The following is a 23,534-nucleotide window of genomic DNA, read 5'->3' as shown; positions in this document are numbered from 1 at the left end:
AGGAATCTGGTTACGATACCATCCACACCAGAGAACTGCCTCAGCAAAACGCTACACCAGATTCCATCATCAATTCACTTTCTATTCAAGACGAATGAGTTATTGTCACCAAAGACTCAGATTTTGTTGATTCCTTCCTGACGGTACAGCAACCCTATAAACTTCTACTGGTCACAACAGGAAACATCAAAAACACAGACTTAGAAATTCTCTTCACTACAAATCTACCTTTGATCGTTGATTTGCTGTCTCAACACAATTACATCGAATTAATCAGAGATTCTGTGATTGTGCATCAATAGGAAAAATAAAACTTCAGTTCACTTGGTTTGTTCCTTTTATCCAACTTTTAATACCTTTCCTTGTAGGCACTCCTCCGTCTGTGAATGTCCAAATATTCTGCCTTTGCTGAGGACTGTAACTGATGTGAATAGGTCGCTTGCCCCCATAGTAGTACAGCGAATCAAACGGTAACTGCTGCTCCAGAATCCACTCCACAAGGCGATGCTCTTTTAGAGCGGCTTCGCCAACGCTCTCCAACCCCAGAATCCGAAAATCACAGGCAGCACCGAGGTGTGAACAGTAATACTTGCCATTCCGGTTTTTCTCATGCGCCATGTGCTGGTCACGGCTTGGATCAACCCGTCCATTCTTAATTCCCGTCTCTGGGTCTTTCTGAGCTAGAAACCGCTTCAGATCCTTTGAACAGAACCCATAGGTCAACTGAAACCGATCCTTGCCAAAGTGAGCAATCACGATTCCTCAAAGCTCGGCATAGCCTGCATTCAACAGGGCTGTTTCCGTAGAGGTGAGACCTGGTGATCTCGCAGGAATGTAGCCGTATCTCGTGCCAACTTCCAGGCATCTGCTTTGTGGTTGGGGTCAGCGGCTACCCTTCGTTGTGCCAGCAGAGCAGCGACCCAATCACGCGGATGAGCCAATTTGACGACCTCTGCCAGCCCAAAAGTTATCATCAGCATCCCTGCTAACCCCTTGATGCCTTCTCGTCCACCAATGTCAGGTCGTCCGTTGACGAACTCAAACTTTGCCTCTGGACACCAGTAGATGTAGTCGTCAGAAGAATTTGGCTCAGTAATCGACGGCTGTGAACTAGACTGTCTCCAACGATCAATTGCCCGTTTACCAATTCAATTTTGAAACCCCGTGACCAGGCGTGATAGTCATCCAGCAAGCTTGCAGACATGAGAATCAGTCACAATGACAATCATTCAATTCAGAATAATGGGGTAACTCAACGATCATCGCCTCTTCCATCTCCAAACGAGTTGTAGAGATTTTTCAATTTACTCCACTGAGATCAGAAACTCCCAATGAGATAGAGGGAGTTCTTTATGATGAGGGGCAACCCAAACCACGTTTGACCGATTTAGAAACGAAACAGCTCCAACAAAGCTTGCTCAAAATATTCCTTCCATAGCTTAACAAAACTTGACGGAAGCAAGTTTTGGACAACTATTTTCGGAAATAAATCTTGGACAATTTGTCCAAAATTCAGGTGCAGTCACATGTCACTAGAAGAATAGACTCAACCAAACCTATGGAGCTAAGGAGATTCGAACTCCTGACCCCTTCAATGCCATTGAAGTGCGCTACCAACTGCGCTATAGCCCCGTAATACGCTTGACGTGCATTTCTCATGATGCCTCAGATGAGTTCATTTCGTCAAGTGATTTAAGCGTTTTTCTCCCCCTCAAAAGGGCAAATAACCTGGTGGGGATCCAGAGGATAGACTTTCCGGGAGTTGCCCTGGGTGCAGATCGCGCTTATAAAGTCTGGTTCAAATCCAATCTCTGACTTGGGCATCCGTTAGGAGCTCCAGAATTTTGATCGGAACAGGAGCGATTGACTATGTTTCGGAAGTAGAACTCACCCAGTCTGTTGAACAACTCCGGTCAGAGCCGCACCCATAGAACTGTCAAGTGGCCACGACGATCTGATCGCGACCCTGCGCCTTAGCCCGATAAAGGGCTTCATCAGCCCGCTTCACCAGCAACTCCAGGGTATCGTCTGGGAGGGAGAGGGCAATCCCAAAGCTGGCTGTGACCTTACCCACGAGGGGAAAGGACTGTTCTGCAATTACAAGACGTAACCGTTCTGCCAGTTGGGTCACTTCCAGGGCTGTTGTATCCACCAGCACAATCAGAAACTCTTCCCCTCCCCATCGGCCCAGCGTATCGTTACTGCGTAAATATTTTTTAAGCCGACTGGCAACGGTAATCAAAACCTGATCACCAACATCATGACCAAAGGTGTCATTGATGTGTTTGAAACGATCGATATCCAGCAAGATGACTGCGACCGATCGTTCGGTCTTTCGCTTCTGAGTCAGGATCTGTTGCAATATCTGGCTGGTGGCGCGGCGGTTGGCAATCTCAGTCAGATAATCCACATTGGCGGCGATGCTCATCACATCGGCCTCGGCTTTAACCTGAACAAAAGACTCCTGCAAAGTCGAGATCCCCAATAGGGCTGCAATGTAGATGGGGTGAGAACAAACCATCTGCACCAAAAACGGAAAGGCATGGTCAGTTTGTAAAACCGTGGGAATTTCAGCTATCGGAATCAATAGTACTTTGAAGAGATTGGGCAACAGAATGGACAGATAGATTAGGATCGAAACGACGATGGCCTGCTGTTTGCGCAGGAACATAAAAGCTACGGTGTAGACCAGTGGAAACCATTGGGCAAAGCCAGCAATGTTATAACTATCCCGAACAGGTTCATAGCCGTAGATAATCGCTTGCAGGTAAATGACCGCATAGGCAACAAAGGCTATCACATTGCTCAAGGCAGCCAGATGATACCTCCGGCGATTGATTTGAACCATGAGCAATGTCCCTGAGCAAACCGTGAGCAAAATAGGATAAGCAAGGCGATCGATCGGGTTAACGTACTTCAAAATCCAGACTTCACAGGCCCACATGAGTGGAATGACCAGGAGGGACAGCCCTACTATCAATTTCAGTAGGCGCACCTGAAAAGTCTGAAATTCCATAGGAGGAACAGATCCAGTGCTATTGGATGCCGAATTTGGGATCATGACACACTATAGCGAGTCACCAACTACTATCAGTTTCACCTGTATTTGGGATCATCCCGCATACGGCCCTCTCTGAATGTCCCTTTAGGTGTAGCGCTGACCCATTGGAATTGTCCTCGTGTTCCGTCAGGAAAATCTTGACGGGTCGAAGACCCGCAAAATTTAACCCCAATCAACAACCTGGATTTTGGCTGACCGTCAATCATTGATTGACTTACCACTAGGGAATGGGAATTAAATAAAGTACCAAACTCCTGAAGAACTCCAGGTTATTTAATCCACCATCCTAACCTTTCTGAGCAAAGCTATATTTTTTGAGGCTGTAGCTGAGGATTGCACGCGTCTTCGCGGTCTATTTTCGTAGGGGAATGGAAATCACGAATTCAGTGCCCTGGCCCGGACTGGAAAAGCATTCCAGTTGTCCCTGATGTTTTTCGACGACGATCTGGTAGCTGATGGAGAGGCCCAGGCCAGTGCCTTTGCCGATCGGCTTTGTGGTAAAGAAGGGATCAAATAGCTTTCGCTGCACCTCTTCTGGAATTCCCGGCCCATTGTCCCCTATGCGAATGAAGACCCGATCCGATCGGATCTCAGTCCGAATCGTAATCGTCGGCATGGTCACGCTTTCCCTATTGGATAATGGCGTGGCATGAAAAGACTCTTCCAATGCGTCAATGCCATTGCTCAGGATATTCATGAAGACCTGGTTGAGCTGACCAGCATAGCAGGCCACCGGCGGCAGATTGCCATATTCCTTGACGATCGTGACCCCAGGGAAGGCCGCATGGGGCTTCAGACGGCTTTGCAGGATGAGCAGGGTGCTGTCCAGTCCTTCGTGCAGATCGACGGGTTTCATGTCAGCCTCATCCAGGCGAGAGAAGTTGCGCAGAGACAGAATAATCTGCCGGATGCGGTTGGTTCCCATTTGCATCGAGGTCAACAGCTTAGGTAGATCTTCCAGAATGAAATCCAAGTCAATGTCTGCCATAAAGTCCTGAGTTTCAGGACTGAGACGGTCTTCTTCCTGCTGCATCAGGCTTACTAAGCCCAGTAAATCTTCCACATACTGAATGGCATGGGTCAGGTTGCCATGGATAAAGTTAACTGGGTTGTTGATCTCGTGGGCCATACCAGCAACTAGTTGGCCCAAACTGGACATCTTTTCTGTTTGGATAAATTGAGACTGAGTGTATTTCAGTTCCTCGATCGTTCGCTCCAATTGAAACGCCTGTTCCCGCAGTTTTGCTTCGGAGTCCCGCAGGGCCTGTTCGGATCGCTTGCGATCGGTGATATCTTCAACGGTCCCTTCGTAGTAGAGCAACTCACCCGCCTCATTGCGGACTGCACGAGTATTCTCCGAGACCCAGAGAATCTCGCCATCCTGTCGATAGATCTGAGACTCAAATCCAATGACGGATGCATGGTCCTGAAGGGCGGCCATAAATTCAGTGCGCCGGTGAGGGTTAACGTAGAGCTGTTGACCGATATCGGTGACTTGCTGCATCAGAAGCTCTGGAGAGGCATACCCACACATCCGGGCCAGCGCTGGGTTCACATTCAGGAAACGCCCTTCTGGCGTTGTCTGAAAAATGCCCTCGACGGCATTTTCAAAAATACTCTGGTATTTCGCCTCTGTCTGCCTTAGGGCTTCTTCGGCCCGTTGGCGCTCACTCATCTGCCGCTCCAATTCCCCGTTCAGGTGGGCTAGCTGTTTGGTGTGCTCAACCAGGCTTCTTTGGACCAGTGCCGCATGGAATGGCCAATCACTACCGGAAAAACTCTCTTCTACTAACATAAGGCCTCCAGATCCAGCGGTCTTGATATATCCGTATCGTTCACCTTTTGAGCCCAATCTAATAGACTTAGACAGGCAAATTCTGTGATCTTCAGGATCATTTGGCGTGATATTTCAACTGATCGCAGGTGATGACAGACCCAGAAAGCTGTGATCTAAATAGTACTCATGCTCAATGTTGGGACTGCGACAGATAGTTGCAACATTTACAAATCGATATTGATATGGCCTGCTGCTTGACCGACCGGATGCTGATAAGCCGGGTGTCGATCGCACAAACAAAATGAGGCATCTGCCTCACCTGTTCAAAGAGGTAGATGCCTTAACTACGGAAATCTCTAAACCCGGACTGGAACAACAGGCTGCAACAAACATTTTGACAAAAATGCATCGAAACCTCCCCTTGTCAGGGGGAGGAAATCAGGAGTCACCTCTGTCGCATTGACCCATTCAATTGGAGTTAGAGGAGAACATCCCTCAAGGGCTTCCCCTCTAACCCGATCCTTAAACCAAAGAATCGTTTACTTCGCATCAACCAGCTTGTAAGCACCGGCAGCGGGGGTAGCCAGACACTGTCCGTTGGTGATCATGGCGGGGGTAATATCGGGGAAGTTGGTTGCATCAGGCTGCTTACCTACTTGCTTCGTTTCGCACAGAACAGACAGAGAGGTGGTTTCACTGGTTTCCTGCACCGTTCCCAGGGAAACGCCGCCTCTGTAGGAGCGCAGGGGACCTTTCAAAGAAATGGCCATGTTGTTGACATACTGGGTGTAGTCAGCAGAAGCGGGAGCCGTAACACGATACTGATAGTTCACGGTTTGGGTTTGAATCCCCAGACCCAGGACCTGTACCGTGGAACCGAAGATGCTGTTTTCAGCAATGTAAGCGGTTTGAGCCCGGTTTAAAGAACCAGAGTTCTGCTTGGCTTCAGACTGCTTGGCTTTGTTGGCCTGGTTCAGGAAGGAAGGCAGTGCGATCGCGGACAGAATACCGATGATGATGATAACAACCAGCAGTTCAACCAGGGTAAAACCTTTGTTTTCTCTACGCTTTTGAGCGAGATGCTGCAAGAATTTTGCCTTAAATTCAGTCTTCATTTAGATAGTTCTCCTTAGAGATATTTTGCCTTAGTTGTTCGGGTATCTGCCCCTAATACACTTGAGTAGGCTTTTCATTAAATTGAGGGACCTTATTGCTTTTCAATTAAGCAATCTTATTGCTCAATTCATTGGATGACCTTTCTCTGCTTAGCCTGCACAAGTTTTGTCATGGACAAATCAGTTATTTACAAAACTTTTTGAATCTTGTTTTTGCTGATTCGACGGAAAGTTTCCACAGAAATTGAGGCTAGCCAAGTCTTTAAGGAAGCCAATTTAAGGTCAACTAGAGAATGTTTATAAAGTCCACATCAGCAGATTTTGCTGGTGAATTTTGCTGGTAGTATAGCGGTTTTAACAGGCAGACCTTATTTAACTCCTTCACAAGAGTAAGGCAAAAAATTGCAGCAGTGCTTGATAGATCTACGTTGATTAACGTCAATGAACACAACTGGAATAGGTCTATTACCCGTATTCTTGCGGTTACAAGCCTGCAAACCACTCATACCCCTGGTCTTCCCAATATCCTTTCTGGGGCAATAGCTGACTCAACAGGGTGACACGAGTAACCCATTTACTTTGCTTATAACCCAATTTAATCGGAGCTGCCAAACGCAGCGGCGCACCATGGTCAACCGGGAGAGGTTGACCATTCTTCTGGTAAGCCAGCAGGGTTTGAGGATGTAGCACAGAAGGCAAATCCCAACTTTCATAGTAGCGATCGGCGGACAGGAAATACACATAGCGTACCCCGGCTTTGGGTTGGGCCAAGGCGATCAGGTCCCGTAGCCGTACCCCTCCCCATTGCACGATCGCCGCCCAACCCTCGACACAGACATGGCGAATCACCATGGAGGTGAAAGGGAGTTTCTCAATGTCTGTCAGGCTCAGTTGCAGGGGATGGTTGACCTCCCCATCGATCGTCAGGCGAAAGCTGGCCCGATCCAGTTCGGGTGTGACATCAAAGGTGTTAATCAGAAGTTTATCCGGCTCAATGGCACTGACTGGAAACTCAGGAACCGGACGCTGGGGTCGAAGTAACAGTTCTTCAACCCGCTGATTGAGGGGTTCGGAGAAATTACCCACGGAATCTGAGAAGAGATTGGAGCCACAGCTATTCAACAGCAGCCCCATACCAGACAGCCCCGAAAGCTGGAGCAGGTGGCGACGACTGATCAGCGGATGTTGAGCCATGGGAGATTCCTCTACAAGAACATAGACTGAACTAGCCGCGAACCCCCTACTTTCAGCGCCAGCAAAGAATGGGCAAGCGCAAACAGGAGTACGATCGGCACCGTAAGGAAATGAACCGTGCGCAGGGTTTGCCAGTTACCAAATAGGCTGGCCAGTCCGTGAAACTGAGCCGGTTTGTACATGGCCAAACCACTGATAATAGCCAGCAGGAGCACAGGAATAATGGCGGTATAGACCAATCGGTGCCAGGCGTAATTAATTCGCTTTGCATTCTGACTCACCTGCACTGCCTTCACATCATTCCCTCCGGCAAAGCGGTGTTGCCAGCGTCGGGTGATGAATATATAACAGCCATAGCAGAGCAGGTTGAGAGAATAAATCCACATGATGGCAAAATGCCAGTCCCGACCACCGGCTAACCAGCCCCCTAGCGCCAAAACCCTGGGAAAATGCCAGCCCCCACGCCCCCCGAATACGGGGTTGGCATTGTAAATTTGCAGACCACTGGCAATCATGAGCAGCAGGCTGATGATATTAATCCAATGAAAGATTTTAGCGACTAGAGCTTGGTGGGGTATCCGTGCTTTCGGCTTTTTGTCTGGAAGGGATGAATCCATAACCATGTTGAATTTACAGCGGTGAGGTTGGCAAGAATGGTGCTAACCAGAGTTGAAGTTGCACATCCCATCCGAGCAGGATCGCGATCGCGGCACTCACAATCAAAATTCCTCCGATGCGCTGTAACAGTACTGCCCGAGACCGCAAACGCAGAAACGATCGACTGAGAGATCGGCCTCCGTAAGCAATGCCCAGCAAGGGCAGGGCTGCCCCCAGACCATACAGCAGGAGTAGCACAAAAGCATCCAGAATCCGATGGTGAACGGCTGCCAGAATCAGAATACTACCCAGCACAGGTCCGGCACAGGGGGTCCAGAGCAGACCCAGTTGGGTGCCTAACCAGAACTCACCCACCAACCCGACCTGAACGGATGGGTTACCCCGATGATGGAGGGGCAGAAAGCTGAATAATCGATAACTCCAATCGGGAAAGAGGCTCAGCAGACCCAGGCTCAGTAACAGTACAATTGCACCCATCCGTAGCCAGCTTGCTAGTGGGGCGAGCCAGCTCGCAGTCACCCCCAAGAGGCTACCGGTCAAGGCAAATCCAGTCACTAGTCCGGCAACCAGAGCCACCGGACCCCAGAAGTGGGTTTGCAACGATCGGCCCACCAGTACCGGCAAAATCGGCAACACGCAGGGGGAAAGAACGGTCAGGGCCCCTCCTGCTAGAGCGAGACCAATGGAGAGGGATCCTGTGGCCATGATTGCGCCTATGCCAGTAACTGCCGAATCATCTGCTCTGTTCTGTCGTAGGCTCCCTCGCCAATGCGGTCATAGCGAATGATGCCCTGACGATCGGCCAGAAACAGATGGGGCCAGTATTCGTTCTGATAAGCATTCCAGGTTTTGAATGCGTTATCGATCGGCACGGGATAGGTAATCTTATGCTGCTTCAGGGCAGCCTTAATGTTATTGATCTCTCGCTCGTAGGCGAATTCTGGTGTATGCACCCCAATGACCTGCAGCCCCTGTCCCCCATACTGCTGATGCCAGCGCGTGATATAAGGTAAGGTTCGCTGACAGTTGATGCAGCCAAAAGTCCAGAACTGCAGCAGCACAACCTTCCCTTTCAGGCCTGCAATCGTCAGGGGAGCAGAGTTGAGCCAATCAGTGATGCCCTGAAATTCTGGCAGGACCATTTCTCCTGTGGAAACATTAACGGGAGAGGATTGTGGTAGTTCCGGAACTACCACTGGAGTTGCTGTATTCGTGGTCGTGGTTCTGGCGCGATGCAAGACCGTTGCGGTTACTCCTGTCGCAACAGCCCCTAAGCCGAGATACATTAACATCTGCCGCCGTCGTAGAAATGGCCTGTCCATGGTAGGGGAAATCCTATGGTTTCTTCATGGCGTCACCGGATTCCTTCTTCATGGCGTCACCAGATTCCTTCTTCATGGCGTCACCGGATTCCTTCTTCATGGCGTCACCAGACTTGGTGTCATCCTTCTTCATGGCGTCACCAGATTCCTTTTTCATGGCGTCACCAGATTCCTTCTTCATGGCGTCACCAGATTCCTTCTTCATGGCATCACCCACAGGACTGCTGCTGGCGGGAGCCGCACTGGGGGCAGATTCCGTAGTGGATGTAGAGCAAGCACCCAGGCTGGTGGTCAGTACAAGCCCGATCGCCAAGCCAAGTAGTTTCCAGTTCATGTTCTCTCCTCAAAAAATGAAAGCATTTCAAACCTATTACGGTTGCCAGCTACTATCGGATTTGGAAAATCACCAGAGATTTTCTGGGCCTGAGCCACATCCGATTTATCGGGTCAACCGTATTTAAGAGGGGTGAATCAATGCGTCCATGTGATGAAACCCTGACTATCAGGGAGTATGCTTTAGGTCTGTTCCACCCAACGCCTATGAATCCTGACCTTGACTCTGGGGCAGGCCCAACCCTTTTGCCAGCGGATATCGAGCTGATTCGGGATCTTAAAGCAAGAAAAGCAGATGCCCTGGGCCTGATCTACGATCGATATGCCAGTCTGGTTTATCGTCTGGCCCTGCGCATTTTGCTGGAGGCGCAAGAGGCAGAGGATCTGACCCAGGAGGTATTTTTATATCTCTGGCAGAGTCAAACTTACAATCCCGATCGGGGATCTTTAGGCAGCTTTTTGACCACAATGACCCGCTCAAGGGCCATCGATCGACTCCGTTCTCGCAACCATAAACTGAAAGTTTTGCAACAGTTAGGGCAAACGATGGCAACCGAGACTCCTCCTATCACCCCTTTTGAGGCTGCATCTCTACAGCAACGATCGCATTATGTGCAGGATGCCTTGCTTCAACTTCCCGAAAAGCAACGACAAATTCTAGAACTGGCTTACTATAACGGATTAAGCCAATCAGAAATTGCAGCACAATTAGGTCTCCCCTTGGGAACCGTGAAAACCTGGTCTCGACAGGGATTACTAAGCTTGAGAAAGCACCTGCAAACTTGGATTGATTAGGAAGCGGTATGACTGAGCGATTTCCTCCTGAACGGTTAGATGAACTCATGGCAGGCTATGTTCTCGGTAACCTGAGTCCTGAGGAAGCGGAAGTCTTGCGACGACATCTGGCCGATCATCCCGAACTAGCCACAGAGTTGCAACGCTTACAGCAAGTCTTAGAAACAATGCCCTATGCGTTGCCGGAGGTATGTCCTTCGGAGGCACTGCGATCGACGATTCTGGGAGCGGCAGCCATGCCGAGTAATTGGGTGCCCATCCAGCGCCCCAAGCTAGGAACCTCTGTCAGACGGTGGGGAATCCTGGCGGGTGTAGCCGCACTAGCCGTTGCGATCGGGTTAGATAGTTACCGTTTGCGACAGCAAATTGTTGTCCTGCGAACCCAGGTTGCCAAACAGCATGATGTGATCACCATGCTGCAACAGCCCAAAACCCATCTGGTGTCCCTCAAAGGGATGGACCAGGCTGCAGAGGCTTCTGGCAGTATTGTGGTCACACCGGGAGAGCCCAAAGCAGTGCTGCTCCTGCGGAATCTACCAGCCTTACCCAAGGGCCAGCATTACCAGCTCTGGCTTGTGATTGATGGGGAAAAAGTGGCCTGGGAGCACTTCAATGCCAATGAGAACGGCTTTGTGTTTACCAAACTCTCCCTGCTAGATGACTCCCAGATCACCACTTTGGTGGTAACGGTTGAGGGATCCCCTGATCCTAAAATTCCGACTGGACCGATGGTGATGACCAGTAGTCTTTAAAGCTGAGTTCTGACTTAGGGACAGACTTTATTGACAAAGTCGCAGCGATAAACGGCTGGTTCCTGCCAGCTCAGGGGAATTTCTAGTAGGTCTCTTGCTCCCGTGATCCCCTGGCCGATAAACAGGAGCAGGGCGATCGAATTCAAGATAATGTGGGCGTTGCGCCAGCGATTTTGCCGATCCTGGTAGATGTCCTGAACAGTAGCCAGGGAAAAAACCATCAGCAGCGCTGCCCCAATGCCAATGTAGTAGTGGGAGGTAAAAACCTCCTGGGCCACACCAGGTTTAAACAGATCCTGCAGTTCACCTCGGCGAAAGATCTCGGGTTGGGAACCAATTAAAATCAATCCCATGCCTGTCAGAGTGGCAAAAACCCCTCTCCAGAGTTTTGATCGAGCGGAGTAAAGCATCACCAGGGACGCGATCGTTGCCACAAACATAATGACCACAAACATCACCCGCATGGGATTTGTAGTCCAGGCCTGGGCTTTTAACATTTTGAACAGAATCGGATGAGCTAACCCCAACAGAGCTAGTCCAACAACTGCACCGCTGAGCCAGCGCCCAATCTGGACATGCTCTTTACCCACCACAGGAGGAACATTACTTTTACCTGCAGAAGCCTGCTCCAGTCGTCGCTGGCGTACCTGTAAGGCCCGGTTCAGGACAATTCCAATCAGGGGATAGATTACCAGCACTGCGATCGCAGGATGCAGAAGCCCTAATGTATCTTTAATATCCATTGCGAATTTTTCCAGTTCAGGATCAACAAGTAGCCCTCGCCCCCCTGCCTCTCAGATGGAAAGAGGTTGGGGGAGTCGGGGGCTGAAACGCACATTCAGTTTAATCAAACCACCTGATGCACTGATGGTAAATAACACACCAGGACAGTAACATAACTTCAGCTACAACTCCCCCTAACCTACAGTCACCCCCTTGAGCAGGAAAGCCAGGGGGAAACTTAATTTGTAGTTTGAATAAAAGAAGGTGGTCTTACACAACTAGCTCAAATGATTGGTGCATGGGGTACAGGGGTAGACCGCATGCGTGGGGAGGGGAGACCGCCCCCACCCCTCTTTTCTCACAGATGAGATCGGGTTACTAAATTTACTTAACTTCGCTGGCTGCAAACTTGGTTACTTTGCCCTTTTTCACAGCTACCACCACATCATAGGTAGCACAATAGGCAATCGTGACGTTATTGGCCTTGTTATAAAGGTTCACGACCATGCCTGCACCACCGGGTTGAACGGCGATCGGCTCTAAATCACCAAAGAAGAAGCGGCGCAGTTGATCACCACTACCAAACTGACCTTTGTGCTTGATCAGCATGTCGATTTTCTGTTGTGCAGTTAGACCGGTTGCATCTTTAGCTTCAGCAGCAAAAGCTTGGGATCCCTGGGAGCTCGCGAAGTTCAGGGGGGCAGTCGAAACAGTAACTAAACCCGTTAGTACAAGACCTGTAAGCAAAGAAGCAAGTTTCATAATGGTTCCCAGTTAGTTGAAGTTAGTTGAAGGTTGACCCTCCTCATACAATGCTGGTTCTCCCTGAGAGTTTGCTGAGAAGGGTGTAAGGGATTTATGAGTTCCCGAGCGAGGGGGAAAGTCTGTCTATGCTTGGCCAACCTCTTGGTTAATTGGGATGATCACGGTGAAGGTGGTTCCAGCACCCACGGCACTTTCCACTGTGATGCTTCCACCATGAAGCTCCACACATCGACGCACGATCGTTAACCCTAGCCCTGTGCCAGAAATTGTGCCGACATTACTACCCCGATGAAAGGACTCGAACAGATAGGGCATGTCCTGTTCAGGGATGCCAATACCCTGATCTCGAATCGTGAAAACAACCGCGCTGTCTTGCTGGTGAATATCCAGATCAATGCGACTCCCCTGGGGTGAGTATTTGATGGCATTACTCAGAAGATTCGTCAAAATTTGCCAGAGGAGGGTTTCGTCCAGACAGATATGGGTGAGGGTGCGATCGTAGTTCAGTTTTAACTGGTACTGGCGGGCCACCTGAAACTGGAGATCGTCCAGCAAATCCTGGCAGAAAGATTCCAGGTTGAGGGGCGTAGGCATAAATCCCAACTTACCAGCCTCTACTTTGCTGATCGTAAAAATGTCATTCATGATCAGGGTCAGGCTACGGATAGCATCCTGAATGCGTTGCAGATACTTCATCCGCTTTTCATCCGTCCATTGGATATCTTCCCGCTTGAGCAGTTCAGCGGAGGTCAGGATAACGGTCAGGGGAGTCCGAAATTCATGGGAGGCGGTGGTGATAAACCGAGCTTTGAGTTCAGCCAGCTCCTGCTCCTGGGCTCGAACGCGCTCCAGCTCAGCCGTTCGCTCTTGCACTTTGGCTTCCAGCTCTTCATTGCTCTGGCGCAGCACCACTTCGGCCTGCTTCTGCTGGGTGATATCGCGAGCCACCCAGATGGCCGTGCTGTCACTCAAGGGGGAAATACTGGCCGAAAACCAGACTTCCCGATCGCCAATCTGCAAACTGTACTCTGTCTGAATCCGTTGTTTGCTCTCCAATGCCAGCCGCACCTGACCCACAAAGTAATCTGCCAGAGCAGGTGGAAACACTTCATGGGCTCGTTTACCGATCAAATCAGGGGCAGGTTTGTACAACAAATTTGGATCTGTTGGGGCAATTTTTAAATAACGGCCCCCAGCATCTACCACCAGGATGACATCATCCAGAGCCGCAAACAGCGCACTCAGCTCTGCCTGGGATTGTTTGTAGGCTGTAATATCACTGAAACTACAGATAACCTGGGCCACCCTGCCCTCGGCAGTCAATCGAGGTTCGGCATTGACCAGCAACCAGACCCGATCGCCCATGGAGGGACGATACACTCCCATAATCACGTTTTTGACTGATTTACCCGTCGCGATCGCCTGGGGAACAGGATGGGTTGCTCCGGGAAAGACTGACCCATCTTCGTGAATGACATTCCAGGTCGGGTCAAAGGAAGTTCTGCCCAGCAGTTGTTCCTCGGTTACACCCAGTAAATCTATCGCTGCCCGGTTGCACAGCAGAATTTCCGCATCTGCTCCCTGGACCAGAATCCCCACCTGCAGATCCTGAATCAAGGCTCGGAAGCGTTCCTCATTGCTCCGCAGCACAGCCTCAGCGAACTTGATCTCTGTAATATCCTGAACCAGGACGTAAAAGCCCAGAACTTCCTGCTCTCTAAAATGAGGGGTAAAGGTGACCTGAAAATAATGCTCTTTGCCTTTGATAGAAATCATATTGTCTTCATAGATCACCTGTTGGCCTGAAAGCACCGTTTCGATCGCGGGTAAGCATCCCTGATAAATCGGTTCTCCCAGCAGTTCCCGCATGTGCTTGCCAACGATCTCTTCCGCCGGAATCTGGAACCACTCCTCATACTGGTGATTGACAAACCGATAATGTTGCTCCCGATCGACATAGGCAATTCGAGCTGGCACCGAATCCATAATCAGGCGAATCTGGGCCACACTCTGTTGCAGGGCTTCTTCGGCCTGTTGTTGCTCCGTGACATCCCGCGCCACCCAAACAACGGTGTCTTCCGACAGGGGCGTGATATTGGTGGAAAACCAGACTTCTTCCCCCTCGATCGACAAACTATACTCCGCACTGACCGTTTGCTGAGACGCCAGGGTATAGCGAACCAGGCTTAAGAACATATCAGCCTGTTGCTGGGGGAAAATCTCATGCAGGGTTTTGCCCAGCTTTTCATCTTCTGAGATGTGTAACAGTCGGGGGTTGGTTGGGGCAATCTTGAGGTAGCGGCCTTCAGAATTCAGCACTAGAATGACGTCTTTGAGGGCTGCAAACAAAGCCCGCATTTCGGCTTCCGAATCCCGCAGTGCTGCTTCTACTTCTACACTTCTGGCTGTGACCAGTTTGAGTTCCAGTACTTCTACCAGCAGGCTGGCAAATTCCAGCACCATAGATCGGTGCTCGGAAGAGAACTCCCGAACCCTGCGATCGGCCAAAAATAATGTGCCAAATCGGTTACCATTTCCGGTTTTTAAAGGGAGAGCTGCCAGAAAACAGAGGTCAAACGACTCCAGAAAATTGGAGGATTTAACCCCAGGATAATGTTGGTCATAATTCTCAATATTAGCCAGAAAAATTGCTTCATCAGCCACCAATAAAGATTGAGGCAGCAAGGTTGGCTCAATTTGCTCAACAGACAGGCCCCAAACTACTCCTACTTGAGGGCTAACCTGACCCAAAACTACCCATACCAAGGGCAGGTCTAAAACCTTGGCCATCAGGCGTACAATTCGCTCTAAAGACTCATCTGGCTGGTGAGAGGAAAGGGTCAAATCAGGTACTTCGCAGACAGAACTTTTACTGGAAGTTTACAATGAGGGCGATTCGGATTCACCCGTTGGCTTAATTTAGATTCATAACGATTTGGACTGGGTGTGATGGACCGTGATTTATCTCTTAAGCTGGCAGACGATCGGACCCCGAAGGAGACCAGGGAATATCGCTGTATGACCGACATCAACCTCTACGATTCTCCCGCCTGTCAGCGGTTAGCGACTCAGGCGGCAAGGGGGCGGCAGTTGAGGATTGGCCACCCGCCTGCCTGGAATCAGGTTGATCCGCCGATGGCGATCGAGGTCTGCCTGTGCGAAGATGACTACCCCGGTTGGTTAGCCCCAGGAGATTTCCTCCAGCTCGAACCAGTAACGGTTCCTTACCAGGCTGTAGCCTGGACCGAGGCAGAGATCCAGTCCCATCTCCCAGCAGTCATCGCCTTTACCCAGGCGGCCATGGCCCAACCCAACATTTACCTCTGGGGTGGAACCGTTGGCCCTAACTATGACTGTTCTGGGTTAATGCAGGCGGCCTTTGCTTCTGTGGGAATTCGACTGCCCCGAGACGCCTATCAGCAGGAGGCTTTCACCACTCCGATCGATCTAGCTGATCTGCGATCTGGCGATCTGGTTTTCTTCGGTACGCCAGAAAAAGCCACCCATGTTGGCCTTTACCTGGGAGACCAGACCTACATTCACAGCTCAGGTCAGGAGCAGGGTCGGAATGGGATTGGCCTCGATCGGTTGTCTCCTGACGGTGATGCGGTCAGTCAGGCTTACTATCGCCAGCTTCGAGGAGCCGGTCGTGTCACCCGCAGTTACCACCCGTAAGGCTGTCTAGACTGAGGGGGATCATCGTGCCGTCTAGGGTGAATCCCAAAAGCATGGCCTCTCCGGCACGGATAAATTTGCCTGTGATCAGGCAGCGTTCTTCGCGCTCGGCTGTGGCTGCGATTGTGGCGCGGATATCCGATCGGGAATACCTGGGCTCATAGGAAGCGGATTTGCGTTGGACATAATCCCACAAAATATCTCGAATCAGTGCCTGGTATCCCTGATTACCGGATAACTCCTTCAGTCGCTCCTTCAGCTCCCGCTCCAGGCGAATGCTGGTGACTTCCATCTCTGTGGTTGAGGTCCGAGTCAGGGTATGCATCTCATTTTCTCCTTGGGTGTGCTTTCGTTAATGCCGTAATACAATTGTAGTATCTTAGCACCCAAATCGGTAGATGCAAGGGCGGATAAATCAGAACCCAAACATTAGCCTGTAGAGGGGTTGCATGCAGCGCCTCTACAGGGAATGTCTGGAGTTAGTGGTGGTGATGCCCATGGCCATGGCCATGATCATGCCCATGGCTATGACTGTGGGCATGACTATGGGCTTTTGCCTGCTCGATTGCCAGACTGGAATTTACTCCCAGAGCTTGCTCTGCCAGGAGCGCTTCAATCTGGGGATGGGCCCAGGCGGCTGCCATGCGGAGAAATTCTGGATGATCATTGACGCAGGCCATGCGCACATAGGTGACATCGGGTCGCCGACGCCGCAGATCCCCAATAATATGGTCCACATCCAACAGGGTTTCGTGATTTTCAGTGGCAAATCCGATTGGCATAAAAACGATCGCCGTGGCTCCCAGTTCGATCAGGTTGCGGGCTGCCAGTTCTGCGTTAGGCTGGGTCCAGTCAATCAGGGGGGTTTGGTGATTCAGCCAGCCCACTGACACCAGCGGATAGCGATGGATCAGGCGCTCCCGCACCAAGTCATACAAAACCTGGCTTTCCGTAATCCCAGAGGTAAAGCCCTTCGCTTGGTGAGGACAGCCGTGATTCATCAGCACAATTCCTGTCTGGGAAGGCAAATGGGCTACAGCCAGATCGCTGGCAATTCTTGCTTCCACGAGACGAGCTAGCAGATCAATATAGTCTGGCTCATTGTAAAAGGAAGGGATATAGCGTTGTCCTTTGACCCAATGTTCGGCTCCATCAGCCAGATTAACCAGGGCTTGATTCACCTGTTCCACGGCAATGCCACTGGTAAAAATGGAATCCACCACCAGCAGGGGATAAATCAATAACTTATCAAAACCCTCTGCCTTGATCTGACGCAGTACCTGTTCTGGCAAGAAAGGCGCACAGAAGTTGAAGGCTTTAAATACCCGAACCCGATCGCCCCATTGGGCCTGCAAATTTTGCTCAATGCCAGCCCGCTGCTGCTCAAAGATGGCATTGTGAGGCGAAATAAACTGCCCATGCTGATGTCCCCATTCATGCAGGTCAAACACGGCCAGGAGCTTGGCCAGAGGCGGATAGACCCAGGTGGGCACGGGGGCAAACTTGGCCGTCAGCAGGTTCAGGGCCTGCTCATTGTAGTTGGCAAAATCTTCATAGCTTTCAACCTCACCGTAGCCCATGAGTAGGACGGCAACTTTGTCCTGGCTACTGTTCTGCAGTGACCCGTCTGCTGATAGTCTTTCAGGTGTAGCGACCACTTTAACCCCCTCGCTTCGACTTTGGTGAATTGTTAAACCGGAGCGCATGGGCTAGTTGATATCCCAGTGCACCTTAGTTCTTTATAGCCTAGAATCCCCCCTGGGGGTATATGGCTGTAAGTCAGGACAAGAATATTGTCCCTATCTCCAATTCAACTGCTATCGGCGACAGGAGGCGGGTTGAAAATCATTATTTGTCCGGGAGTTCATTCCCCTACCCTGACAGAAAGCTTCTTAGAGGCTCTGGAGATGGAACTGACTGCTTCAGGGTCCAGTCTGGATCTTGCTGATCATCTGCTGGTTTATCCAGCCCATCAGATGCCAGCTTACTCGGGGTGCCATCTCTTCCAGTTCCTCCACCGTCAATTAGCTCCTCAGGTTCTGGTAGACCCCTTACTGTTCATCGGGTTCAGTGCTGGCGTCGTGGGTGCGATCGTGGCAGCCCAGATGTGGCAATCCCAGGGAGGGACGATCGCAGCCTTGATTGCCCTGGATGGTTGGGGTGTTCCTTTGGCTGGCCAGTTTCCGATCCATCGGGTCAGCCATGATGGGTTTACCCACTGGAGTTCTCTCTGCCTGGGTGGTCAAGGAGACAGCTTCTATGCTGAACCAGGGACAGAGCACCTGACGCTGTGGCGATCGCCCCATACCGTTACAGGTTACCGGCTTCCGGCAGAACCGTCCTGGCTCACACCATCATTGACTCGCCCCACAACGGCAGTTCGGTTTTTAACCACTTTGTTACAGTGTTACGGGAAATCACGGCCTTTTTCTGAAGCAATCCCATAAAGCCTGGGCAACCTTCATAATGAGGTTGCCGAACGGTTAATCTAAAGGGTCTCACTGGTTACAGGCGAGTATCCAACAAACATTATTCAGTGTTCAGTGACGGAACCCATTCAGCTCTATGCTTCCAACTAGCCCATCGCCAACTAGCCATGGATTTCGTGCTCTCCTGGGGAACCGACCTTTTATGGCCCTCTGGATTGGGCAGGTTCTGTCTCAGGTTGCGGATAAGGTCTTTTTCGTGTTGCTGATTGCCTTGCTCACAAAGTACCAGATGGGCGTGACCTCAGTTAACTCGCTCAGATCGGCCCTGATGATTGCTTACACCTTACCAGCCATTCTGTTTGGCTCAGCGGCTGGTATCTTCGTCGATCGCATTGATAAGAAGCAGGTGCTGACGGGTTCTAACCTGTTGCGCGGAGTCCTGATTCTCGCCATCCCATTTCTCCCAAAACTGTTTCCGGTGTTGCTGGTGATCGCATTTCTGGAATCGACTCTGACGCAGTTTTTTGCCCCAGCAGAGCAGGCTGCTATTCCACTGCTGGTGCGTCCGGAAGGATTGATGACGGCGAATGCCCTGTTTACCACCACGATGATGGGATCCCTGATTGTGGGGTTTGCCATTGGAGAACCGTTGCTCCAGCTCGCTAGCAAATGGGGAGCCATAGGTCCAGAAATTCTGGTGGGTGGGCTTTATCTCCTGGCCGGTATCGTCCTTTACCTGGTGCCCCTGGTTGAGTCTCACCATATTAAACGGGAACAATTGGCTGTCCATCCCTGGAAGGATTTCAAGGCCGGACTCAAATACCTGGCCAAAGATCGGTTGGTCAGCAATGCCATGCTGCAATTGATGATTCTGTATTCCGTGTTTGCCGCCCTGACCGTGCTGGCGATCGGGTTGGCAGAGGAAATTGGCCTGGAACCCACTAAGTTTGGGTTTCTGCTGGCGGCAGCTGGGGTGGGCATGGTGTTTGGGGCTGGTATTTTGGGACATTGGGGCAGCCGGTTTCGCCACCGTCCCCTGCCGCTGATTGGGTTTATCAGTATGGCCTTTGTCCTCGGGGTGTTTACCTTCACCGACAATATTTGGTTGGGGCTATGTCTGAGTGGCTTACTCGGCATCGGGGCTGCCTTGGTCGGAGTGCCGATGCAGACTCTGATCCAGCAACAAACACCGGAGTCAATGCGGGGTAAGGTGTTCGGATTTCAGAATAATGTGGTGAATATTGCCCTCAGTTTGCCCCTGGCGATCGCGGGTCCCCTGACGGATGCGATCGGCCTGCGCTGGGTTCTTCTCAGTATGAGCATGATTGTCACCGCTGTCGGCGTCTGGGCCTGGCAGAATACCCGCCGGGTTCTGGAGAATGTGCTTTAGTCTTTTGCTTGACCTTTCTTTACTAATTCAAAGCCTTTTGACATTTTCTCGACAGGGATCAATAGTAAGCCCTAGACTAGAGTTCAAGCTCATTGCATCATTAGATACAAATAGAGAGCCAAGCGTACATCTTCGATTGCTGGTAGAGGTTTTCTGTGCAACTGCAGAGCGTGGCTGTTAAGCGTGTGACTGGTGCCTATGCGTTAATGGACAGTCTGAAGCGCCATGGGGTTAAGCATATTTTTGGATATCCGGGCGGTGCCATTCTCCCCATTTACGATGAACTGTATCGCTTTGAAGCAGCGGGGCATGTTCAACATATCCTGGTTCGCCATGAGCAGGGTGCGGCCCATGCTGCCGATGCCTATGCCCGCGCCACCGGTCAGGTTGGGGTTTGCTTTGGCACCTCTGGTCCTGGTGCAACGAACCTGGTCACGGGAATTGCCACAGCCCACATGGATTCCATTCCCATGGTTATTGTCACGGGTCAGGTGCCTCGTCCTGCGATCGGCAGTGATGCGTTCCAGGAAACCGACATCTTCGGCATTACCCTTCCCATTGTCAAACATTCCTATGTGGTGCGGGATCCTCGCGACATGGCCCGCATTGTCGCAGAAGCTTTTTATATTGCTGCCACTGGTCGTCCCGGTCCTGTGTTAATTGATGTGCCCAAAGATGTGGGGCTGGAGCAGTTTGACTATGAGCCGGTAGAACCCGGTACGGTCAAACTACCGGGCTACAAGCCAACGGTGCGGGGTAATCCTCGCCAGATCGCCCAGGCTGTGAAGCTGATCCGTCAGGCTCGTCAGCCCTTGCTTTACGTGGGCGGGGGGGCGATCGCCTCCGGAGCCCATGGGGAGGTGAAGGAACTGGCGGAGCAATTTAATATCCCAGTCACAACGACCCTGATGGGTAAGGGTGTTTTTGATGAAACCCATCCCCTCTCCGTCGGCATGTTGGGGATGCACGGTACGGCCTATGCTAACTTTGCCGTCAGTGAGTGTGATCTGCTGATTGCCGTAGGGGCTCGATTCGACGATCGGGTTACGGGAAAACTGGATGAGTTTGCCTCCCGTGCCAGGGTGATTCACATTGACATCGATCCGGCAGAGGTGGCCAAAGTCCGGACGCCGGATGTGCCGATCGTGGGCGATGTGCGCCATGTCCTGCTCGATCTGCTGCGGCGCAGCGCGGAAGATGGGGAGGCGGAACAAGCCCCTGACTATACGGCCCCCTGGTTAGCCCGGATCAATCGCTGGCGAGAAGATTACCCCCTGGTAGTCCCCACCTATCCCGATAGTTTGGCTCCCCAGGAAGTCATTGCTGAAGTGGGGCGGCAGGCTCCCCAGGCTTACTACACTACGGATGTCGGCCAGCACCAAATGTGGGCAGCTCAGTTCCTGAAGAATGGCCCCCGTCGCTGGATCTCCAGTGCTGGCCTGGGAACCATGGGCTACGGTTTACCCGCAGCCATGGGGGCTAAGGTGGCCCTGCCCGATGAGCAGGTAATCTGTATCAGTGGAGATGCCAGCTTCCAGATGAACCTGCAAGAATTGGGAACCCTGGCCCAGTACGGCATTAAGGTGAAAACCATCATCATTAACAATGGCTGGCAGGGGATGGTGCGCCAGTGGCAGGAAGCCTTCTATCAGGAGCGCTACTCCTCCTCCAACATGGAGGTGGGCATGCCTGACTTCGTTAAGCTGGCAGATGCCTATGGGGTCAAGGGCATGCTGATTCAGCACCGGGAGGAGTTGACGGCTGCGATCGCAGAGATGCTGGCCCATGATGGTCCGGTGCTGGTGGATGCGCGGGTGAAGCGGGACGAAAACTGTTACCCGATGGTGGCTCCCGGTAAAGCCAACTCTCAGATGATTGGGATCCCAGAGCGTAAACAATTAGAACGGGCTATGGAAACCCAAACCTGTGAGAGTTGTGGGGCAGAGAATGTCGCCACCCATAAGTTCTGTTCGGAATGTGGCAATCGGCTGTAGGCAGGCAACGGTTGGCCAGGGCACTGAGCCAAGTGGCCAGAGGGATTCTCCCACAGTTTTCTCTGGGAAGAATGGGATTTCTGCCCGTCCTGATGCTGATCTTATGGATCAGGCTTCCGATGATGGCCCAGCCAGTCTCGCAACGGCTGTGCTCGGCGGGCTTGGGAGCAGCGATCGAGGCCATTATTGATCGGCCCTCCCTGGCCCGCGCCCACTGGGGGATTCTGGTCCAGACCCTGGCAGCAGCCCCATCCGCTCGACGGACGCTGTATGCCCGCTCCGCCCAGCAGTACTTTATTCCTGCTTCTACAGCCAAGCTATTAACCACGGCAGCAGCCCTCCAGACCCTCGGACCACAATTTCGTATCCGCACCTCTGTTTACCGCATGGACCTGGCGGATCAGGTCATCCTGCGGGTGGTGGGTCGGGGAGATCCCAGCCTCAGCCGGAAAGACCTGCAGGAACTGGCTCACCAGGTTCAACAGCAGGGTATTCGTCAGGTAGATCGATTGCTGGCGGACGATCGCTACTTCCGGGGAGATCCGATTCACCCCAATTGGGAATGGGAGGATATCCAATCGGGGTACGGAGCTCCCGTCAATAGCCTGATTCTGAATCAGAACGCGATCGGGCTGGAATTATTTCCCCAGGCTGTCGGGCAACCCCTGCAGGTGAAGTGGGAGGATGCGGAAGCTGCGATCGGCTGGACTATTGAGAATACATCCATCACCGTAGGCCCGTCAGAACCCGAATTTGTTGAGGTGGGTCGGGATGTGCGTCGGCCCATTCTGCGGGTCAGGGGGCAGTTGCGGGTTGGATCTGCTCCTGACTCTGCCGCCGTTGCGGTTCTGGATCCAGCAGAAGTCTTCCTGAAGCAGTTTCAGAAAGCCTTGGTAGCACAGCAGATTCAGGTGCGGCAGGCAAGTCTGGATCGGACAGTCGAACCTGGGAAACAGCAAGAAGTTGGGGCGATCGAGTCTCCCCCCCTGATGGCGCTGATTCAAGAAATTAACCAGACCAGCAATAACCTCTATGCAGAGGCCATCCTACGCACCCTGGGAACAGTTGACAATCCTGAGGATTCCAGTCTCTCGATCGGCCTGCAGCGGATGAAAACAACCCTGACCCGCTTGGGAGTCAATCCATCTGGCTATGACCTGGCTGATGGGTCAGGATTGTCCCGCCATAGCCTGGCCAGCCCCGAGGCTCTGGTCCAAACGCTCCAGGCCATGGCATCAGTCTCAGCCTACCGGGCTTCCCTGCCTACCACCGCGACGGCTGGTTCTTTGCAAAGACGCTTTGAAGATTTACCGGTCCAGACCATTGTGCAGGCAAAGCCCGGTACAATGACGGGTGTTGTTGCCCTGGCAGGCTATTTGTCTAACCCTGATTTTCAACCCCTGGCATTTAGTCTTATCGTGAATCAAAGTCCATTACCCGTTAGGGAATTGCGACAGGCGATCGATGATCTGGTCAAGGTAATGGCTCGGCTGCAATCCTGTTAGACAGACTCAAGTTTCCTGGTGTTACCAGGGGCATCTCGCCAGGGAAAGGCATGCCCTTTCTCTCAAAACAGAACTGACCGCTTTTG

General features: G+C 51.6%; 23 protein-coding genes and 1 tRNA gene. 8 read left to right on the top strand and 16 right to left on the bottom strand.

The genetic code is table 11. The annotated features are described in order from the left end of the window. Positions 1–101 precede the first annotated feature (101 nt). Positions 102–302 carry a DUF5615 family PIN-like protein gene (locus BST81_RS29280; RefSeq protein WP_363080392.1) on the top strand — a complete coding sequence of 67 codons (201 nt, stop codon included), beginning with the start codon at positions 102–104 and terminating at the stop codon, positions 300–302. A 13-nt stretch (positions 303–315) separates the two neighbouring features. On the opposite strand, the gene BST81_RS18420 is transcribed toward BST81_RS29280, so the two are convergent. From BST81_RS18420 to BST81_RS18375, 11 genes are all read right to left on the bottom strand, one after another. After that, the gene (locus BST81_RS18420; RefSeq protein ID WP_143780401.1) at positions 316–756 is read right to left on the bottom strand and encodes a hypothetical protein; all 441 of its coding nucleotides are present in this window, start codon (positions 754–756) and stop codon (positions 316–318) included. A gap of 29 nt (positions 757–785) precedes the next feature. Next, positions 786–980: a hypothetical protein gene (locus tag BST81_RS27645; protein ID WP_143780400.1), complete on the bottom strand. Its 195-nt coding sequence runs from the start codon at positions 978–980 to the stop codon at positions 786–788. A 579-nt stretch (positions 981–1,559) separates the two neighbouring features. Further along, positions 1,560–1,632: transfer RNA gene (locus BST81_RS18415), tRNA-Ala, on the bottom strand. Between the two features lie 304 nt (positions 1,633–1,936). Then, on the bottom strand, positions 1,937–3,016 hold the full coding sequence (locus tag BST81_RS18410; RefSeq protein WP_171974796.1) for a GGDEF domain-containing protein: 1,080 nt from the start codon (positions 3,014–3,016) through the stop codon (positions 1,937–1,939). 397 nt (positions 3,017–3,413) lie between these two features. Next, the gene (locus BST81_RS18405; protein ID WP_083636940.1) at positions 3,414–4,856 is read right to left on the bottom strand and encodes an ATP-binding protein; all 1,443 of its coding nucleotides are present in this window, start codon (positions 4,854–4,856) and stop codon (positions 3,414–3,416) included. Between the two features lie 521 nt (positions 4,857–5,377). Then, positions 5,378–5,953: a type IV pilin-like G/H family protein gene (locus tag BST81_RS18400; protein ID WP_075599969.1), complete on the bottom strand. Its 576-nt coding sequence runs from the start codon at positions 5,951–5,953 to the stop codon at positions 5,378–5,380. Positions 5,954–6,436: 483 nt separating this feature from the next. Continuing rightward, positions 6,437–7,147 (bottom strand): molybdopterin-dependent oxidoreductase, encoded by a 711-nt coding sequence (locus BST81_RS18395; RefSeq protein ID WP_075599968.1) that lies wholly within the window; start codon positions 7,145–7,147, stop codon positions 6,437–6,439. An 11-nt stretch (positions 7,148–7,158) separates the two neighbouring features. Beyond that, the gene (locus BST81_RS18390; protein ID WP_075599967.1) at positions 7,159–7,764 is read right to left on the bottom strand and encodes a cytochrome b/b6 domain-containing protein; all 606 of its coding nucleotides are present in this window, start codon (positions 7,762–7,764) and stop codon (positions 7,159–7,161) included. Positions 7,765–7,777: 13 nt separating this feature from the next. After that, on the bottom strand, positions 7,778–8,470 hold the full coding sequence (locus BST81_RS18385; RefSeq protein WP_075599966.1) for a cytochrome c biogenesis protein CcdA: 693 nt from the start codon (positions 8,468–8,470) through the stop codon (positions 7,778–7,780). A gap of 8 nt (positions 8,471–8,478) precedes the next feature. Then, on the bottom strand, positions 8,479–9,087 hold the full coding sequence (locus BST81_RS18380; protein ID WP_075599965.1) for a thioredoxin family protein: 609 nt from the start codon (positions 9,085–9,087) through the stop codon (positions 8,479–8,481). Between the two features lie 13 nt (positions 9,088–9,100). Next, the gene (locus BST81_RS18375; protein ID WP_075599964.1) at positions 9,101–9,421 is read right to left on the bottom strand and encodes a hypothetical protein; all 321 of its coding nucleotides are present in this window, start codon (positions 9,419–9,421) and stop codon (positions 9,101–9,103) included. Positions 9,422–9,627: 206 nt separating this feature from the next. Here BST81_RS18375 and BST81_RS18370 point away from each other — a divergent pair, with 206 nt between their 5' ends. Together BST81_RS18370 and BST81_RS18365 are read left to right on the top strand one after the other, a co-directional pair. Next, a complete protein-coding gene (locus BST81_RS18370) occupies positions 9,628–10,215 on the top strand; it encodes a sigma-70 family RNA polymerase sigma factor (protein ID WP_075599963.1) in 588 nt (195 codons plus the stop codon). 8 nt (positions 10,216–10,223) lie between these two features. Then, on the top strand, positions 10,224–10,967 hold the full coding sequence (locus BST81_RS18365; RefSeq protein WP_075599962.1) for an anti-sigma factor: 744 nt from the start codon (positions 10,224–10,226) through the stop codon (positions 10,965–10,967). A gap of 14 nt (positions 10,968–10,981) precedes the next feature. Here BST81_RS18365 and BST81_RS18360 read toward each other — a convergent pair whose 3' ends face one another. The 3 genes from BST81_RS18360 to BST81_RS18350 form a co-directional block, all read right to left on the bottom strand. Continuing rightward, a complete protein-coding gene (locus BST81_RS18360) occupies positions 10,982–11,710 on the bottom strand; it encodes a DUF4079 domain-containing protein (RefSeq protein WP_075599961.1) in 729 nt (242 codons plus the stop codon). A 364-nt stretch (positions 11,711–12,074) separates the two neighbouring features. Next, positions 12,075–12,452: a hypothetical protein gene (locus tag BST81_RS18355; protein WP_075599960.1), complete on the bottom strand. Its 378-nt coding sequence runs from the start codon at positions 12,450–12,452 to the stop codon at positions 12,075–12,077. Positions 12,453–12,578: 126 nt separating this feature from the next. After that, the gene (locus BST81_RS18350; RefSeq protein ID WP_143780399.1) at positions 12,579–15,299 is read right to left on the bottom strand and encodes a PAS domain-containing sensor histidine kinase; all 2,721 of its coding nucleotides are present in this window, start codon (positions 15,297–15,299) and stop codon (positions 12,579–12,581) included. A 105-nt stretch (positions 15,300–15,404) separates the two neighbouring features. On the opposite strand from BST81_RS18350, the gene BST81_RS18345 reads away from it, so the two are divergent. Further along, on the top strand, positions 15,405–16,130 hold the full coding sequence (locus BST81_RS18345) for a C40 family peptidase (RefSeq protein WP_075599958.1): 726 nt from the start codon (positions 15,405–15,407) through the stop codon (positions 16,128–16,130). Here BST81_RS18345 and BST81_RS18340 read toward each other — a convergent pair. Then, complete coding sequence (locus BST81_RS18340; RefSeq protein WP_075599957.1) at positions 16,108–16,455, bottom strand: hypothetical protein; 348 nt, start codon at positions 16,453–16,455, stop codon at positions 16,108–16,110. The two genes, BST81_RS18345 and BST81_RS18340, sit on opposite strands and share 23 nt — an antisense overlap. Before the next feature lie 154 nt (positions 16,456–16,609). Beyond that, entirely contained in the window at positions 16,610–17,836 is a 1,227-nt protein-coding gene (locus BST81_RS18335) for a ferrochelatase (RefSeq protein ID WP_216351390.1), read from the bottom strand. Between the two features lie 87 nt (positions 17,837–17,923). Here BST81_RS18335 and BST81_RS18330 point away from each other — a divergent pair, with 87 nt between their 5' ends. The 4 genes from BST81_RS18330 (at position 17,924) to dacB (ending at position 23,448) form a co-directional block, all read left to right on the top strand. Next, positions 17,924–18,577, top strand: a complete 654-nt coding sequence (locus tag BST81_RS18330; RefSeq protein WP_253188371.1) for a hypothetical protein — start codon at positions 17,924–17,926, stop codon at positions 18,575–18,577. Between the two features lie 118 nt (positions 18,578–18,695). After that, on the top strand, positions 18,696–19,949 hold the full coding sequence (locus BST81_RS18325) for an MFS transporter (protein ID WP_075599955.1): 1,254 nt from the start codon (positions 18,696–18,698) through the stop codon (positions 19,947–19,949). Between the two features lie 170 nt (positions 19,950–20,119). After that, a complete protein-coding gene (gene ilvB / locus BST81_RS18320) occupies positions 20,120–21,943 on the top strand; it encodes a biosynthetic-type acetolactate synthase large subunit (RefSeq protein WP_363080357.1) in 1,824 nt (607 codons plus the stop codon). Next, a complete protein-coding gene (gene dacB / locus BST81_RS18315) occupies positions 21,925–23,448 on the top strand; it encodes a D-alanyl-D-alanine carboxypeptidase/D-alanyl-D-alanine-endopeptidase (RefSeq protein ID WP_216351389.1) in 1,524 nt (507 codons plus the stop codon). Before ilvB ends, dacB begins: the two co-directional genes overlap by 19 nt. Positions 23,449–23,534 lie beyond the last annotated feature (86 nt).

Origin of the sequence: Leptolyngbya sp. 'hensonii', assembly GCF_001939115.1 — a bacterium.
GTDB lineage: Bacteria > Cyanobacteriota > Cyanobacteriia.
Note: the sequence above shows the minus strand (reverse complement) of the source record. Positions and strands in the feature narration are given on the sequence as shown.